The 13,796-nt window shown below is 58.5% G+C and carries 14 protein-coding genes, 1 tRNA gene and 1 pseudogene; 8 read left to right on the top strand and 8 right to left on the bottom strand.

Annotated features, from left to right (window positions below):
• Positions 1 to 266: 266 nt before the first annotated feature.
• Positions 267 to 452: a hypothetical protein gene (locus AB4O22_RS11515; protein ID WP_460096348.1), complete on the top strand. Its 186-nt coding sequence runs from the start codon at positions 267 to 269 to the stop codon at positions 450 to 452.
• A gap of 88 nt (positions 453 to 540) precedes the next feature.
• A complete protein-coding gene (locus AB4O22_RS11510; protein ID WP_003201749.1) occupies positions 541 to 768 on the top strand; it encodes a PLD nuclease N-terminal domain-containing protein in 228 nt (75 codons plus the stop codon).
• A 25-nt stretch (positions 769 to 793) separates the two neighbouring features.
• On the opposite strand, the gene AB4O22_RS11505 is transcribed toward AB4O22_RS11510, so the two are convergent.
• The 3 genes and pseudogenes from AB4O22_RS11505 to AB4O22_RS11495 all read right to left on the bottom strand — a co-directional run bounded on the left by AB4O22_RS11505 (position 794) and on the right by AB4O22_RS11495 (position 1,978).
• Entirely contained in the window at positions 794 to 1,219 is a 426-nt protein-coding gene (locus tag AB4O22_RS11505) for a hypothetical protein (protein WP_003201751.1), read from the bottom strand.
• 121 nt (positions 1,220 to 1,340) lie between these two features.
• Positions 1,341 to 1,571: a hypothetical protein gene (locus AB4O22_RS11500; RefSeq protein ID WP_069970838.1), complete on the bottom strand. Its 231-nt coding sequence runs from the start codon at positions 1,569 to 1,571 to the stop codon at positions 1,341 to 1,343.
• A gap of 153 nt (positions 1,572 to 1,724) precedes the next feature.
• Positions 1,725 to 1,978 (bottom strand): annotated as a pseudogene (locus tag AB4O22_RS11495) (DUF6555 family protein).
• Between the two features lie 230 nt (positions 1,979 to 2,208).
• Here AB4O22_RS11495 and AB4O22_RS11490 point away from each other — a divergent pair.
• Positions 2,209 to 3,108 carry a polysaccharide deacetylase family protein gene (locus AB4O22_RS11490; protein ID WP_003201756.1) on the top strand — a complete coding sequence of 300 codons (900 nt, stop codon included), beginning with the start codon at positions 2,209 to 2,211 and terminating at the stop codon, positions 3,106 to 3,108.
• Positions 3,109 to 3,211: 103 nt separating this feature from the next.
• Positions 3,212 to 3,403 (top strand): hypothetical protein, encoded by a 192-nt coding sequence (locus AB4O22_RS11485; protein ID WP_013693334.1) that lies wholly within the window; start codon positions 3,212 to 3,214, stop codon positions 3,401 to 3,403.
• A 148-nt stretch (positions 3,404 to 3,551) separates the two neighbouring features.
• Here the strand turns inward: AB4O22_RS11485 and AB4O22_RS11480 are convergent, their stop codons facing one another.
• The 3 genes from AB4O22_RS11480 to AB4O22_RS11470 form a co-directional block, all read right to left on the bottom strand.
• Positions 3,552 to 5,348, bottom strand: coding sequence for a DAHL domain-containing protein (locus AB4O22_RS11480; RefSeq protein ID WP_003201758.1), 1,797 nt, complete (start codon positions 5,346 to 5,348; stop codon positions 3,552 to 3,554).
• 252 nt (positions 5,349 to 5,600) lie between these two features.
• Positions 5,601 to 6,455 carry a prohibitin family protein gene (locus AB4O22_RS11475; protein ID WP_003201760.1) on the bottom strand — a complete coding sequence of 285 codons (855 nt, stop codon included), beginning with the start codon at positions 6,453 to 6,455 and terminating at the stop codon, positions 5,601 to 5,603.
• A gap of 124 nt (positions 6,456 to 6,579) precedes the next feature.
• Positions 6,580 to 6,667 (bottom strand) — tRNA-Ser (locus AB4O22_RS11470).
• Between the two features lie 124 nt (positions 6,668 to 6,791).
• Here AB4O22_RS11470 and AB4O22_RS11465 point away from each other — a divergent pair.
• Positions 6,792 to 7,463 (top strand): Bax inhibitor-1/YccA family protein, encoded by a 672-nt coding sequence (locus AB4O22_RS11465; RefSeq protein WP_003201763.1) that lies wholly within the window; start codon positions 6,792 to 6,794, stop codon positions 7,461 to 7,463.
• Between the two features lie 996 nt (positions 7,464 to 8,459).
• Here the strand turns inward: AB4O22_RS11465 and AB4O22_RS11460 are convergent.
• Together AB4O22_RS11460 and AB4O22_RS11455 are read right to left on the bottom strand one after the other, a co-directional pair.
• On the bottom strand, positions 8,460 to 8,738 hold the full coding sequence (locus AB4O22_RS11460) for a DUF1652 domain-containing protein (protein ID WP_003201764.1): 279 nt from the start codon (positions 8,736 to 8,738) through the stop codon (positions 8,460 to 8,462).
• Positions 8,739 to 8,931: 193 nt separating this feature from the next.
• Complete coding sequence (locus AB4O22_RS11455) at positions 8,932 to 10,392, bottom strand: MFS transporter (protein ID WP_460096346.1); 1,461 nt, start codon at positions 10,390 to 10,392, stop codon at positions 8,932 to 8,934.
• A gap of 131 nt (positions 10,393 to 10,523) precedes the next feature.
• On the opposite strand from AB4O22_RS11455, the gene AB4O22_RS11450 reads away from it, so the two are divergent.
• The 3 genes from AB4O22_RS11450 (at position 10,524) to AB4O22_RS11440 (ending at position 13,713) form a co-directional block, all read left to right on the top strand.
• Complete coding sequence (locus tag AB4O22_RS11450) at positions 10,524 to 11,429, top strand: LysR family transcriptional regulator (RefSeq protein WP_003201768.1); 906 nt, start codon at positions 10,524 to 10,526, stop codon at positions 11,427 to 11,429.
• Between the two features lie 332 nt (positions 11,430 to 11,761).
• The gene (locus AB4O22_RS11445) at positions 11,762 to 13,219 is read left to right on the top strand and encodes a serralysin family metalloprotease (RefSeq protein ID WP_003201770.1); all 1,458 of its coding nucleotides are present in this window, start codon (positions 11,762 to 11,764) and stop codon (positions 13,217 to 13,219) included.
• Positions 13,220 to 13,275: 56 nt separating this feature from the next.
• Positions 13,276 to 13,713, top strand: coding sequence for an AprI/Inh family metalloprotease inhibitor (locus AB4O22_RS11440; protein WP_371916703.1), 438 nt, complete (start codon positions 13,276 to 13,278; stop codon positions 13,711 to 13,713).
• Positions 13,714 to 13,796 lie beyond the last annotated feature (83 nt).

Genomic DNA, 13,796 nt, shown 5'->3' with positions numbered 1-13,796 from the left:
CTGTCATTAAAGTGAAATATAACTGCAATATTTGCGCCTGGCATTAGCTGCTTCGTTCAAATGTCGAGTTTTTCAAGGTCTTATCCACTACGACCGCGACGGAGCGGGAAAGACTGAGCTTATTTGTGCCTGTCATCGCTTCGCTCCATCTCTGCGACCGCTAGCACTAGGTTTTCGACCGGTTATCGCCTCAAATGAATCAGCTTCAAAAAAATGAATCCATGTTGGGTGCATTGGCCGGCCCCGATAGGGGAAGGAAGCGAGAAATGACCACCGTTGAAGACTTCAAGATCAAATCCCGTGAGCTCCTGGTAGAGCTCGATACGGCAACGTCGGAAATGATGAAGCTCATATGTGTTCATCAAATGAGTGGATCGACCTGGGATGAGGCAGTCCAGCGTCAACATGAAGCTTATGAGCAGTGGGTCGCTTATCTGAACGAGCGGGGATAGCTGCCAATGCGCGTCCCGAGGGTGCAAATTCTTTGAACGGCGCCTCAACGGCTCTGCCTAATCCTTGAACCGACAAGAGGATTAGGTCATGTCTGAATTAGCCAGTTATTTCTGGATCGCTGTTGCGGTGCTTTTGCTGCTCGTCGATTTGTGGGCGATCGTCAGTGTCTTTCGAAGCGACAAGTCGGTCGGGACCAAGGCGGGCTGGGCCCTGCTGCTGATCGTTTTGCCGGTGCTGGGCCTGGTCATCTGGGGCGTAGCCGGGCCTCGCGGAGTCAAGGAAGGTCCGTCATCGCCGGAGCACAGCAAGGGCTAGCCAGGAAGCGGCTGTGACAGCCACCTCACTGGTTTATCCAATTGCCGCCGGTGGTTTCGCAGTCTTCCCGGGCCTGCTGCAACTGCTCGACGCCGTAGTAGTACCACGTCACTTTTGCATCATCGGGAAGGGTGGCCGACCCACCGCGCTTTTCCTTGCTGGTTGAGTGCGGGTTGGCCAACGCTTCCTGGGTCGGCTTCGCCTGGCATGTCGCCACGTATCCCTCGGCACAACGTTCGACTCTACGCTTTTGAGTCGTGAGCGTTCCCTTGCTTTCATTGCTGCAAGACCAATCGAGGGCTTCGGCGGGCATGCCTTTGTATTCGTAGCAGCTATGGCTTTCGATCACTGGAACGGCCTGGCTCTGGGATCGTGTGATGACGTCGCAGCCTTGGGCCAAGACGGCGGCGGGGCTTGCACAAACGATCAATAGCAGGATTCTGGCATTCATGAGTTTCTCCCTTTGCGGATTCTGCACCGGTGCCTATCAATTTCGAGGTGCAAAAAAAGCCCACGTTCCATCAGTTTTCCAACCGGTAGAACTCAGGGAGAAACGGGGCTGGCGCAGCGCGTCAGCGGAACTTGGGTAGAGGGGGGTCAGCAGGCTTGAGCGACGTTAGCGCGCTTTGGATCGACGGAGCGTCTTTGTCGATGTCGTTGAGCCGGTCCCGGATGCGCACTGCAGTGGGATGCCCGCCTTGGTGGTCGACCCAGTCGGCGATTTCCTTGCAGGCTGCCGTGAGCCTGGCCTGACGCGATTCGAGCAAGGTGAGCAGGGTGGTGATGGACTCTTTTTCGGACATGTCACACCTCCATTCAGGGGTTGATGAGGCAGCACAAAACCCGCCAGGGGGCGGGCTGCGCCGTGGTTTAAGCGTAGTTGAGTTATTTCAGGTCTGTCGAAGAATCCGGCGTCCGGCTAGACAGCCGGTGCGCCGGAAACAATGCGAGTAGTGTCAGCTGGACTCCTTGACCCAGGACGGCGTGACGCTTGCCCGCCAGCGTACGTCGGTAATACCGTATTTTTCAGCAAGGGGCTTGGAGACCCGCTTGACCTTTCTCTCCCGAATTTCGGTATGCGCCCGACCCCCGCGTCGCAACTGGCCCAATGCCAAGCCTCGGAGTTATTCATCACTTCCGCGCGAATAATGAATGACTTGGGTTCGCCATGGAGTATGTAGTCAATGATGTAAAGCGATGGCCCGCCCATAAATCCTCCCTAATTAGTCCTATACGGATGGATACAAAGGCATTCGGAAAATTCCATCGAATTTCCAGACGGTCAAATTAATACCGCTCAGGCTCGTGCACCGAGCAGCGGCAAAACAGCCGGAACTCACGGCAAGGAACCAAACCCGGTTACCCTTCTCCAAGGTGAGCTTCAACACCATAGGCCAGGGATCAAAGGCGACGCAGTGCAGCATCAACAAAAGGCAAAACATGAAAAACATCGCCAGGGTGCTGTTCATCGCAGCCCTCGCCATCGGTTTGTCGGGCTGCATTGGCGCCCCCATCGAACTGACGCCGCAAACCGAGCAACGCTTGCGCGAACAACCCCCGATCCGTTTCCTGCTGACATTCGATGATGGGCCCAGCGCCTCGTCTATCTGGAACCCTAGCCTGGAGGTGCTCGACGCACTCGCAGACAATCCGCTACAGCCCGGCATCAAGGCGGTGTTTTTCCTGCAGACCCGCTCACCACGTGCCGGTGGCAGTGATATTGGCCGCTCGGTAATGCGCCGTGAACAGCAGGAAGGCCATGTGCTGGCCTTTCATACGGCGACCCACTGGCACACCAATCACCGGTCGCTGAGCCCTGATGAGCTGGAGCAATCGCTCAGCAATGGTGGGAGCGATATCGCCGCCATTAGCGGCGCGGCGCCGATCTTGGTGAGGCCGCCATTCTGGAGCTTCGACAAGCGCACTGCGGCCGCCTACCGACAGCATGGCCTGCACATTTTGTTGACCGATCTGAGTGCAAATGACGGCAAAGTCTGGGGCATCACGATGAGCCCGCGGCGGCGGATCAACCTGATCCGACAACTTTCCGAAGTGCGCGAGCGCATCGCCGCCGGGCAACTGCCAGCGGTGGACGGAGTTATTCCGGTGGTGGTGACGTTTCACGACATCAATCGTTATACCGCCCGGCATGCTCGTGAATACCTGCAAATCCTGCTCGACAGTGCCAAGGCTACCGGGGTGAGGACCGACGCCAAGCCGTTCTATGATGACCACCAGGCGCTGGAGCGAGCGGCCTTGGCTCGGACGGTCGATCACAGCACTGAACCCGTGCATTTACCGGGGTTGTGGGACTGGTTGTGGGATTCGGATTCCCACTGAGGGCGCCACGAATGCGGCGGGTGTCGCGACGTTCGGTTGGCCGCCCGGCGCAATCAGCGTGTATGGTAGGCCGTGCACCCTTGGTTGAAGTCGGAGGTGACCAATGAGCACTGCGATGCTGACGAAAATGCACATCAACGGTTATGACGTGCTTAGCGTAAACAGCGGCCCGTGGAGGGTCTGTACCCAGGCTGACCGGTTGGGTTCCTTTGCTTCCCGCGAGGAAGCGCTGGCCTATGCCGCCGCGTTGCCGACCCGAAGAGCCCGTAGCGGCCGGCCTGTAAACACGAAATAGGTGGGGCCGGTACAGCCAACCTCTCGGTGACAGGTAGACCGCTATCGCGAGCAAGCTCGCACCCACAGTTTTTCCGGGTATTCACCAATAATCCCCTGTGGGAGCTTGCTCGCGATGGCGGCGGGTCAGCGTGCGCCCGTCACGGTGATCAGGCACGGGCCAATTCCAGCGGGACTTCCAGGGTAAACAGAGCGCCTTGCCCCGGTCCGTCGCTATGGACATAGAGGCGGCCATTCATTTCAACCGCCGCCAGGGCGCAGCTGTGCAAGCCAAACCCATGGCCGTCCTTGCGGGTCGTGAAGCCGTGATTGAAGATGCGGGCCAGGTTCTCCGGGGAAATGCCTTCGCCTCGGTCCTTGACGCTCAGGCTCAGCGTCGTTTCGTCTAGGATGCGGATCCCCAGGGTTATCTCCCGTGGGTGCTCACTGATGTGCGACATCGCGAATTTGGCGTTGCTGATCAGGTTGATCAGGATCAGCAACAACCTGTGCTTGTCCCCCATGATCGCAGGAACTTCCTGATATTCCTTGATGACGGTGACGTGATGCCGACTGAGCGCACCCGAATTCATGCGTAGCGCATCTTCGAACAGATCGCTGACATTGAGCGGTTCGATCAACCTGGCGGCCCCTGCATAGGTTTGTTGAGTGGTGACGATTTCCTTGATGTGATCGATGCTCTTGGTCAACTGCGCCAGCTCATCGATAAGCACTGCCTGTTCCGCGGCGATGGAGTCGACCAGTTCGTTGAAATAACGCGGCAGCAACCGGCCTTTTTCATCATGGGTGATGAACTGGCCAAGATCCTCGGCATGTTCATTCATCATTTTGACCGCCTTGGTGAGCCCGAGCGTCTTGCTGTTCCTCAACTTGCGGGTCACGAGCTCGGCCGAAATGTTCACGCTGTTGAGCACATTCCCGACGTTGTGCAATACATTCGTGGCTATTTCGGCCATCCCCGCCATCCGGGCTGCATCCACCAGTTCGCGTTCGGCCTCCATCAGCTCGCGAGTGCGCTCCTGCACGCGCTCCTCGAGCCGTTCATTGGACGTTTGCAGTTGCTGGTTGATCTGGTTGATAACGGCGTAACTGCGAACCAGGCGTACCGCCAGATAGATCATCAATAGCGCCATGAGGCTGGCACACGCGCCCAGGTAGATATGGTATTGACGGTCCGCAGCGGCTGTCCTGCGCTGTGTCTCGTTCAATAGCTCGTTGATGCTGTCCAATTCCTGGGCCACCGGAATCACGCTGATGCGGTCCAGCAGATCATTGACGATTGGTTGCTCCTGGATAATGGATTTGACGTGCTGGGTCAGGGCAATGAAGAGGGGCTGGTTGGTCGCGGGCAGTTGGTCGACATATTTTTCCAGATCACTCAATTGGCGCTGCACTTCCTCGGCTTTGTCTGAGGTGACATAAAGTGCGTACTCCAGCGTTGTCAGTGTCAGCTCACGAACATTGGAGGCTGTTGCCAGGCGTCCCGTAGAGCTTTCGGTGCTCATCTCTGCTAGCAACGTTTGAATACCGTCCTCGACCATCGGCAACGCATCCAGGGCGATGCGTAGATTGGCGTTGTGTTGCTGGAATTGATCGACCAGTACTGTTTTGTTCTTGACCGCATCCACATAACCGTTGCGTCTGGATGCCCAAAGGGCCGCCAGGGGACCAGCGTTATTGAGCTGCTCCAACTGCTCCCATCGACTGTTGGCCTCAAGCGGCGGCGCCAGCGACAGGTTATTGTTCACGCCGATCTTTTTCCTGAGGATCTTGACGTTCCAGTTAGCGTCGGCCTGCTTGAGCTGGCGAATGAAGTCGCGGGATTCGAAGTAGGTCGATGAGTCGTACGTGTATGACTTGATCAAAAAGAATATCAGTGCAGCAAACACAATCAGCGCGACGGCCAATAGGGCGGGCCATTTATATTTTTTGATAATAGTGGTCACGCTATTCTCCTGCTCAAGGCGCTTATCGAAGGAGTTGGTGAATTCCCGAGGGGGGAGAGATGCTCGAGGGAGGAGCCGGAAGGGGGGAAAGGTAAACGTCGTGCGGGTTGGTGTGCCGGTTTGCTGTGGCCTGGGTACACGTTGAGCTCCCTGCTAACGATGAACGTCGGGTTCATGGTTGAGTGTAGCGCTAACGAGAGGGGCGATGCTTGCTGCGCGAAAGGCGCGGCCGGGCAGGCCGCGCCCCTGGCGTTACTTGATGTCGATGAAGGGCAGGGCGCCGTTTGGTAGCACGGTAGTCGGCAAGACGCCATTCCAGCGCTCGGCCTTGGTCAGTTCCACCAGGTTCTGGTTGCTGGCCAGGGCCTGGGCCCGCGCCTTGATGGCTTCGGCTTCGGCTTTGCCGCGCAACTCGGTCGCCAGTGCGTCTGCCTTGGCCTGCGCCACTTGCGAATCGGCTTCGGCCTGGGCCTGAGTCACGCGAATCTGTGCTTGCACTTGCTCGGTGGCGAGCTGTTGCTCGCGGGTCTTGACCTGGACTTCCGCAGCCATGCGCGCTTCGATGGCTTTTTCGTAGGCATCACTGAAGTCAATGTTCTCGACCTGGACGCTGTCGATGATCACGGGGCCGGTAATGGTGGCCTTGATGGCGGTGGAAATATCGTTGACCAGTTGGACGCGGTTCTGCACGGCAGCCACGGCGTTGAACTTGCCGAATACGTTTTCCACCTGGGTTGGCACCTGGCGGCTGATCATCCGGTCGCGGATACCTTCCAGGTCCTTGAACTGGGTATAGACCTTCGCAACATCCGAAGGCGCGATGTGCCAGGACACGGACACCTTGAGCTGGGCGGACTGTTGGTCCTTGCTGTAGGCCTGGAGGTCTTCATAAGCCGTCACTTGGCTCTGGACGCTGATCAGGCGTACCGACTCGATAAATGGCGTCTTGAAGGACAGTCCCGGTTCAATGACGCCGACCAGCGCCCCGTTGCGCAGCAGCACGCCACGCTCGGTTTCGTCGATCGTGTACCAACTGCCAAAGAACACGCACAACAGGACGATGCCCGCGATTGCGGCAACGATGGAGCCGATGGTTTTACTGGTCACTTTTCTTTCCTTGATTGGCTGGGGAGGGTTTGCCATAGCTGTGTCCAATGTTGAAGCCGCAATTGGCATTCTGAATGCCAGACACGAAAAAGCCCTGAATAATCAGGGCTTTAACGTTAGAAGATGGCGGAGGCGATGGGATTCGAACTCATGGACCTGTTACAGTCGACGGTTTTCAAGACCGTTGCCTTAAACCACTCGGCCACACCTCCGTATTGCGTTGCGGGCGCCATAATACCCGAATGAAACACACTGTCAAACTCTCTACGTAGCTTGTTACAGAGCGTCTGTTATGATCCTTGCCACTGAATGTTTCAAAACCGGAGGAGTGTCGCCATGCGCGAACAGGATTACGCAGTGAACAACAGCGTGCAGGCTGAGCAGCTAGAGGTTAGCCGCGTCCTGCGCAACACTTATGGCTTGCTGGCCCTCACACTCGCTTTCAGCGGTGTGATGGCCTACGTCGCGCAACAGATGCGGGTGGGTTACCCGAACATCTTCGTCGTGCTGATCGGTTTCTACGGCCTTTTCTTCCTCACCAACAAACTCCGTGATTCGGCCTGGGGCCTGGTGTCGGCTTTCGCCCTGACCGGCTTCATGGGCTTTTTGCTCGGCCCGATCCTCAATCGCTACCTGCAAATGCAGGGCGGCGCCGAAGTGGTCAGCTCGGCCTTCGCAATGACCGCACTGGTATTTGGTGGCCTGTCGGCCTACGTGCTGATTTCCCGCAAGGACATGAGCTTCCTGGGTGGTTTTATCACCGCAGGTTTCTTCGTGTTGCTGGGGGCGACGCTGGCCAGCTTCTTCTTCCAGATCAGCGGCCTGCAACTGGCGATCAGCGCCGGCTTCGTGCTGTTCTCGTCGGTCTGCATCCTGTACCAGACCAGCGCCATCATTCACGGCGGCGAGCGTAACTACATCATGGCCACCATCAGCCTGTATGTATCGATCTACAACCTGTTCGTCAGCCTGCTGCAGCTGTTCGGCCTGATGGGTCGCGACGACTGATTGCATTCGTGATGGGTGAGAAGCCCGCTTCGGCGTGATGCTGTTCACATACAAACAACGGCGTTTTTTCAGAAATGAAAGGCGCCGTTTTTTTTCGTTTTTAGGTGCATTTTTTTGGAGGGCATATCCGTTTCTGCGGTAACGGCTGCTTAGGGTTCCGCCCTGACGGCGGCTCACTTTTGAAAAGCCCGGGAGCCGGCCCAGTCAAAAGTAAGCAAAACGCTTTTGCCCCACCACTCGATGTCTCGCCTAGGCTCGGCATCCATGTCGAGGTGCCCACTGCGCAATGCCTGCGTTCGGCCAGCGTGGTTTAACGGGGCTCTCAGATCAAGATCCAAAGCAAAGCAAAGCAAGAGCGGGACATGGGGCATGTCCGGCATCCATGTGGCTGAGTCACCGCTATCGCGAGCAGGCTCGCTCCCACATTGGATCTTCGGCAGACACAATATTCGTGTGCTCCCGGAGTTCCTTTGTGGGAGCGAGCTTGCTCGCGATGAGGCCCGCAGCCCAACATCCCTGTAACTGACCCACCGCCTTCGCGAGCAAGCTCGCTCCCACAGGAGAAACGCGATCACCAAGAACCAGGTCGGCTGTTAGGCCGCCTCGGCGTGGACGTTGATCTCGGCGCCCCGTTAACCACGATGGCCGAACGCAGGCATTGTGGAGTGGGCATCCCGGCATGGATGCCGGGATAGCCGCGCTGGGCCATGGATGGCCCTTCGCGGCGGCCCACGGAGCAATGCCTTCGTTCAGGCATGCCGAGCCTAGGCGAGGCACCAAGTGGTGGGGCAAAGCGTTTTTGGTTACTTTTGGCGCTCTTCCAAAAGTGACCCGCTGTAAGAGCGGAACCGCCAGCAGCCGTTACCGCAAAAACGGATATACACACCAAAGCAAGTAAATCCCGAGCCCCCTCAAAAAAAAACGGCACATCCCCTTGGAAAAAGAGAGGTGCCGCTTTTGGAACCTAGGTGAACGGTATCGCCACATGAAGTGGACTTAAGAGGCAAACCGCCGCAACCCCACCGGTGGCACAAAGGCTTCCAGCTCGGCCTCCACCGCCTCGATTATTCGTTCAACATCCGGGGCATTCATCACAGTTGCGCAGGGGATACCCGCAATGGCGATCATGGTTTCGCCGCTGGCACGGTCAAACAGCCGGGCAACCATGCTGCCAGGCGCATCCATGCTCGCTTCGAATCCCATGGGATGGAAGTGCCAGCGCATCAACTGGCAAGCGTTGGGGAACGTAACCTTGCTGAAAGATCCTTTATTCATGTGTTGCCCGCCTTCTTCAATCGAGCGCTTCCTTTTGCTCATGTCAGGAAGGAAGAGCCATCATGGCTCTACCAGTGAGAACTAAAAATAGCACCTGAAAATGAAGCTCATGTGGATTTTTTCAGTCCGTTTTGCGATTGGTTCACTTTTTTTGATCTGGATCACGACTTAAGCGGCAATGTCCAGAATGCCATCACGCTTGGCTGGGGTTGTCCCGAGGCTTGGGCAATGGCTCTGGCACGCGGCTTTTCCAGGCGATAAGCAGGGCCAGGGTCATCATCGCCAGGGCGACGGCGAAGGTCATGTGCAGACCGTTCGTCACGGTCGCAGGGCTGGCGTGGGTGATGTCATTCGTCGCTGCCGCTGCCGCAAACACCGCGCCGAGCACGGAGGCTCCGGTGAAGAAACCCAGGTTGCGCGACAGGTTGAGCAGCCCGGCGATGACGCCTCGCCGCTGGGCAGCGACATCGGCCATGACTGCTGTGTTGTTGGCCGTCTGGAAGAATGCGTAGCCGAGGGTCGTCACCACGATAGCCGTGAGGTAGCCGACGATGCCAAGCGCAGGGGAAACCAGTGACAGCATCAGGCAGCCGAGGACCATGGTTGCCAGGCCGGCGAGCCGCATGGGCTGCACGCCGAAGCGATCCGCCAGGCGTCCGGCAGGCACTCCGGCCAGCGCCGCGACGGACGGCCCCGCGGCCAGCGCCAGCCCCACGAAGGCCGCCGGCAATCCGAGGGTGATGGACAAGTAAAAAGGCCCGACCAGAAGCGTCGCCATCAAGACCGTCGCGACCAGGGCGCTCGTTGCCAGGCCTGATACCAATTGCTTGTCGCGAAAGACTGCCAAGGGAATCAACGGCGATACGGCCCGGGACTGGGCCCGAATGAACAGTCCGCCGCCCACGAGCGCGATCAGCAGCGCAAGATTCAATCCGCCAAAGTTTCCGTGTTCGGAGGTCATGGCCAAGGCATAGGCGGCGAGTGTCATTGCCAACAGCAATGTACCGGTCACATCGAGGCGGACTCCTTCGGGCTTCAGCGGCACTTCACGCACCGGTAGCGAATACCACGCCAGCCCTAGCGTCAGCAGGCCGAGGGGAATGTTGACCAGGAACAAGGCCGGCCAACCGAACCCGCTGATCAACATACCGCCAAAGGACGGTCCAAGGGCTGTGCCCACTGCCGACAGCGTTGCCAGCAGGCCCATGGCGCTGCCGGTTTTTTCCTGATCGACCGTTTCGCCAACCAGCGCCAGGGTCAGCGCCATCATGATGGCGGCCCCCAGGCCTTGCAGCGCCCGACCTGCGACCAGCAGCCAGAGCGAGGGCGCCAGGCCGCATACCGCCGATGCCAAGGTGAACAGGGCGATACCGACCAATAGCAGCTTGCGCCGGCCCATCAGGTCTCCCAAGCGGCCGACACTGACAATCAGCGTGGTGATTGCCAGCAGATAGGCCAGCACCACCCATTGGACCTGCTGGAAAGAGGCACCGAGCGCCTCGGCCAGCGTCGGCAGTGCCACCGAAGCCACACTGGCGCCAAGGGAGGCCAGCAGTGTCGAGAGCGCAAGGCTGGCCAGGGTCCGGCGAGGTGAAAAGGGCTTGAGCGTGGGCGCGGTTGCCGGCCGGTTCTGTTGCGTGTTGACGGGTTTCATCGTGTCACCTGTATCGTGGCGCTCGAAACGGAGCTGTCAGAACGTTACGCCTGGGCATAACATGGCGGAAGACGCAGCATTTGCACGTTATAGCTGCAGCAAACGCCATATCTTCAATTCGAGCTACCGCCATGTCCTCACCTGACCTCAATCTGCTCGTCACCCTTGATGTGCTGCTCTCGGAAGGCAGCGTGGCCCGGGCCGCCCGGCGCTTGCAGCTCAGCCCGTCGGCCATGAGCCGGGCACTGGCGCGGTTGCGTGAAACCACCGGTGACCCGCTGTTGGTTCGGGCCGGGCGAGGGCTGGTGCCGACACCCCGCGCGCTGGAGTTGCGCGAACAGGTCAGCCACCTGGTGCAGCAGGCCCAGGCGGTGCTGCGGCCAGTGACGACCCCGGATCTCGGGCGCTTGAGCCGAACTTTCACGTTGCGCACCCGCGAAGGGTTCGTGGAAAACTTTGCCATCGACCTGATCACTCGCATCCATGAGCAAGCGCCCGGCGTGCGCCTGCGTTTCGTGGAAAAGACCGACCGCGACAGCACGGCGCTTCGCGAAGGCACCGTGGACCTGGAGACCGCCGTCGTGGACAAGGACACCAGCCCCGAACTGCGAACCCAGGCCTTGTTCAGCGACCGCTTGATCGGCGTGGTGCGCGCGGGACACCCGCTGAGCCAGGCAACGGTGAGCGCCACCGGTTATGCCGCAGGCGGGCATGTCGGTGTGTCGATGCGCGGCCTGGATCATGGCGTCATCGACCAGGCCCTGGCGGCGTTGAATCTGTCCCGGGAAATCGTCACCACCGTGCCAGGCTTTTCCTCGGCGCTGGGACTGGCCCGCTCGAGTGACCTGATTGCCAGCGTGCCTGAACGCTACACCGCGAGCCTGCGGGTCGGCCTGCACAGTTTTACGCTGCCGTTTCCCGTACCTGGGTTCACGATCGCCATGCTCTGGCATCCGCGGATGGACGCCGATCCTGTGCATCGTTGGCTTCGAGGTTGTCTGCGGGAAGTGTGTGCACGTAAAACCGTTGAGGTTTAGTAGATATTCATTAATAGCATTTCGCTGGCACTTAGTTGGCGAAAGTGCGACGCCGTGCGCAAATTGCTAGTTATCGATATTTAATATTTAAATAGAATTTTGTCCGACAATCCGCAAATCGGGCAATTGAGCGTGGGCACTAACGAGGCAGAACCCTATTATTTATGGGCGTTAAGGGTGGGGCGTGAAATTGAACGAAAAAAATTGCTAGACGTTTGATTTCCAATTGTGTCAGGTTTCTTACGTCCTCATTGGGCGAGTGATAGGACGATCTCGCCAGAGATTGTCTGTCTGACTAAAACTGTTCCATTTGCAAACAAGGAAGTATGTTTATGTCGAAAGTCAAAAGCAGCGCTATTGATTCTGCCGAACAACTCCTCTGGGCGCCGCAATCATTGGCAGCTGCCAGTAGTGCGTTCAACCAGATCAATAGTTTCAGCCACCAATACGACCGGGGCGGTAACCTGACTGTCAACGGCAAACCGTCGTACTCTGTCGACGAGGCGGCCACTCAGTTGCTGCGCGACGGCGCGGCTTACCAGGACCGGGACGGCAGCGGCAAGATCGAGCTGACCTACACCTTCCTCACTTCCGCCTCTTCCAGCACCATGAACAAGCATGGAATCAGCGGCTTCAGCCAGTTCAGTGCGCAGCAGAAAGGCCAGGCGGCCCTGGCCATGCAATCCTGGGCGGACGTGGCCAACGTCACCTTTGCCGAAAAAGCCAGCGGCGGCGATGGTCACATGACCTTCGGCAACTACAGCGGCGGCCAGGATGGCGCGGCGGCGTTCGCTTATCTGCCAGGGACGGGTGCCGGCTATGACGGGACCTCCTGGTACCTGATCAACAGCAGCTACACCCAGAACAAGAACCCGGACCTGAACAACTACGGCCGCCAGACCCTGACCCACGAAATCGGTCACACCCTCGGCCTGGCCCACCCGGGTGACTACAACGCTGGTGAAGGCAGCCCGACCTACGATGACGCCACTTATGGCCAGGACACCCGTGGCTACAGCGTCATGAGCTACTGGAGTGAAAGCAATACCGACCAGAACTTCAGCAAGGGTGGCGTCGAAGCCTACGCATCCGGTCCGCTGATGGATGACATCGCGGCCATCCAGAAGCTCTATGGTGCCAACACCACGACCCGTACCGGCGATTCGACCTACGGTTTCAACTCCAACACCGGACGCGATTTTCTCAGTGCGTCTTCGTCGTCGGACAAAGTGGTGTTTTCGGTATGGGACGCGGGCGGTCGCGACACCCTGGATTTCTCCGGTTTCACCCAGAACCAGAAAATCAACCTCAATGACGCCTCGTTCTCCGATGTTGGCGGCATGGTAGGCAACGTCTCCATCGCCAAGGGTGCCGTCATCGAAAACGCCATCGGCGGCGCGGGCAGCGACTTGCTGATCGGCAACTCGGTGGCCAACGAACTCAAGGGCGGCGCGGGCAACGATATCCTTTGGGGGGCCGGCGGTGCAGACAAGCTCTGGGGTGGCTCGGGGTCGGACACATTTGTGTTCGCCGCCAGTTCCGATTCGCGGCCGGGAGCGACGGACCAGATCCTCGATTTCGTCAGCGGCCTGGACAAGATCGACCTGACCGGTATCACCAAGGGCGCGGGCCTGCACTTCGTGAGCGCGTTCACCGGGGCGGCGGGCGATGCGGTGTTGTCGACATCGGCTGGCAACAGCCTGCTGTCGGTGGACTTCTCCGGGCACGGCGTGGCTGACTTCCTGGTCAGCACCGTTGGCCAGGCAGCGGTCTCGGATATCGTGGCCTGATGTCCATGTCCCGCGGGGGCGGCTGCCCCTGCGGGACCCCGGCCAGGATGAAAAAAATGCGTAGAAAATTCATGCCCAGTAGCGTTCAGGCAACCGCCGGGTTGCTCGCTACGCTGATGATGTTTTGTGGAGAAGTCGCCATGGCGCGCAGTCTGTTGTTAGCAGAACCCTCGCAGTTGGCCGGTCAGTGGCAGGCTGTTCTGTCGAGCCCGCAGGACAATGCGCAAACCCAGGCGATGCAGGACAAACCGTCCAACAGTTGCCTCGTCGAACTCAAGGTGGACCAGACCCTGGGCGGGCAAACCGATTGCCTGGGCCAATGGTTGGGGGATGAACCGGTTCGTTGGTTCACCGAACCCGACGGACTTTCCCTGATCGGCAAACAAGACTCCAGGACTCACTTGGGGCTGCGTCAGGGAGATCATTATCAAATGACCTTGAAGTCCGGTTTGATACTCAGGCTTGAGCGGAATAAATCCCAGAGTGCTCATTAACGAGTGAGTACAGTTGAGCCTTGATCGAAGTGCGCTTGTTCAAACAGGCGTGCGTTTCGGTGTGGACCGAATTGAAAAACAAA

The sequence above is a fragment of the Pseudomonas sp. S3_B11 genome, assembly GCF_054667715.1.
Note: the sequence above shows the minus strand (reverse complement) of the source record. Positions and strands in the feature narration are given on the sequence as shown.

Bases quoted from the DNA above. Each gene is read 5' to 3' on its own strand.
- AB4O22_RS11515 (WP_460096348.1), top strand. From the start codon at position 267: ATGACCACCGTTGAAGACTTCAAGATCAAATCCCGTGAGCTCCTGGTA.
- AB4O22_RS11510 (WP_003201749.1), top strand. From the start codon at position 541: ATGTCTGAATTAGCCAGTTATTTCTGGATCGCTGTTGCGGTGCTTTTG.
- AB4O22_RS11505 (WP_003201751.1), bottom strand. From the start codon at position 1,219: ATGAATGCCAGAATCCTGCTATTGATCGTTTGTGCAAGCCCCGCCGCC.
- AB4O22_RS11500 (WP_069970838.1), bottom strand. From the start codon at position 1,571: ATGTCCGAAAAAGAGTCCATCACCACCCTGCTCACCTTGCTCGAATCG.
- AB4O22_RS11490 (WP_003201756.1), top strand. From the start codon at position 2,209: ATGAAAAACATCGCCAGGGTGCTGTTCATCGCAGCCCTCGCCATCGGT.
- AB4O22_RS11485 (WP_013693334.1), top strand. From the start codon at position 3,212: ATGAGCACTGCGATGCTGACGAAAATGCACATCAACGGTTATGACGTG.
- AB4O22_RS11465 (WP_003201763.1), top strand. From the start codon at position 6,792: ATGCGCGAACAGGATTACGCAGTGAACAACAGCGTGCAGGCTGAGCAG.
- AB4O22_RS11460 (WP_003201764.1), bottom strand. From the start codon at position 8,738: ATGAATAAAGGATCTTTCAGCAAGGTTACGTTCCCCAACGCTTGCCAG.
- AB4O22_RS11455 (WP_460096346.1), bottom strand. From the start codon at position 10,392: ATGAAACCCGTCAACACGCAACAGAACCGGCCGGCAACCGCGCCCACG.
- AB4O22_RS11450 (WP_003201768.1), top strand. From the start codon at position 10,524: ATGTCCTCACCTGACCTCAATCTGCTCGTCACCCTTGATGTGCTGCTC.
- AB4O22_RS11445 (WP_003201770.1), top strand. From the start codon at position 11,762: ATGTCGAAAGTCAAAAGCAGCGCTATTGATTCTGCCGAACAACTCCTC.
- AB4O22_RS11440 (WP_371916703.1), top strand. From the start codon at position 13,276: ATGCGTAGAAAATTCATGCCCAGTAGCGTTCAGGCAACCGCCGGGTTG.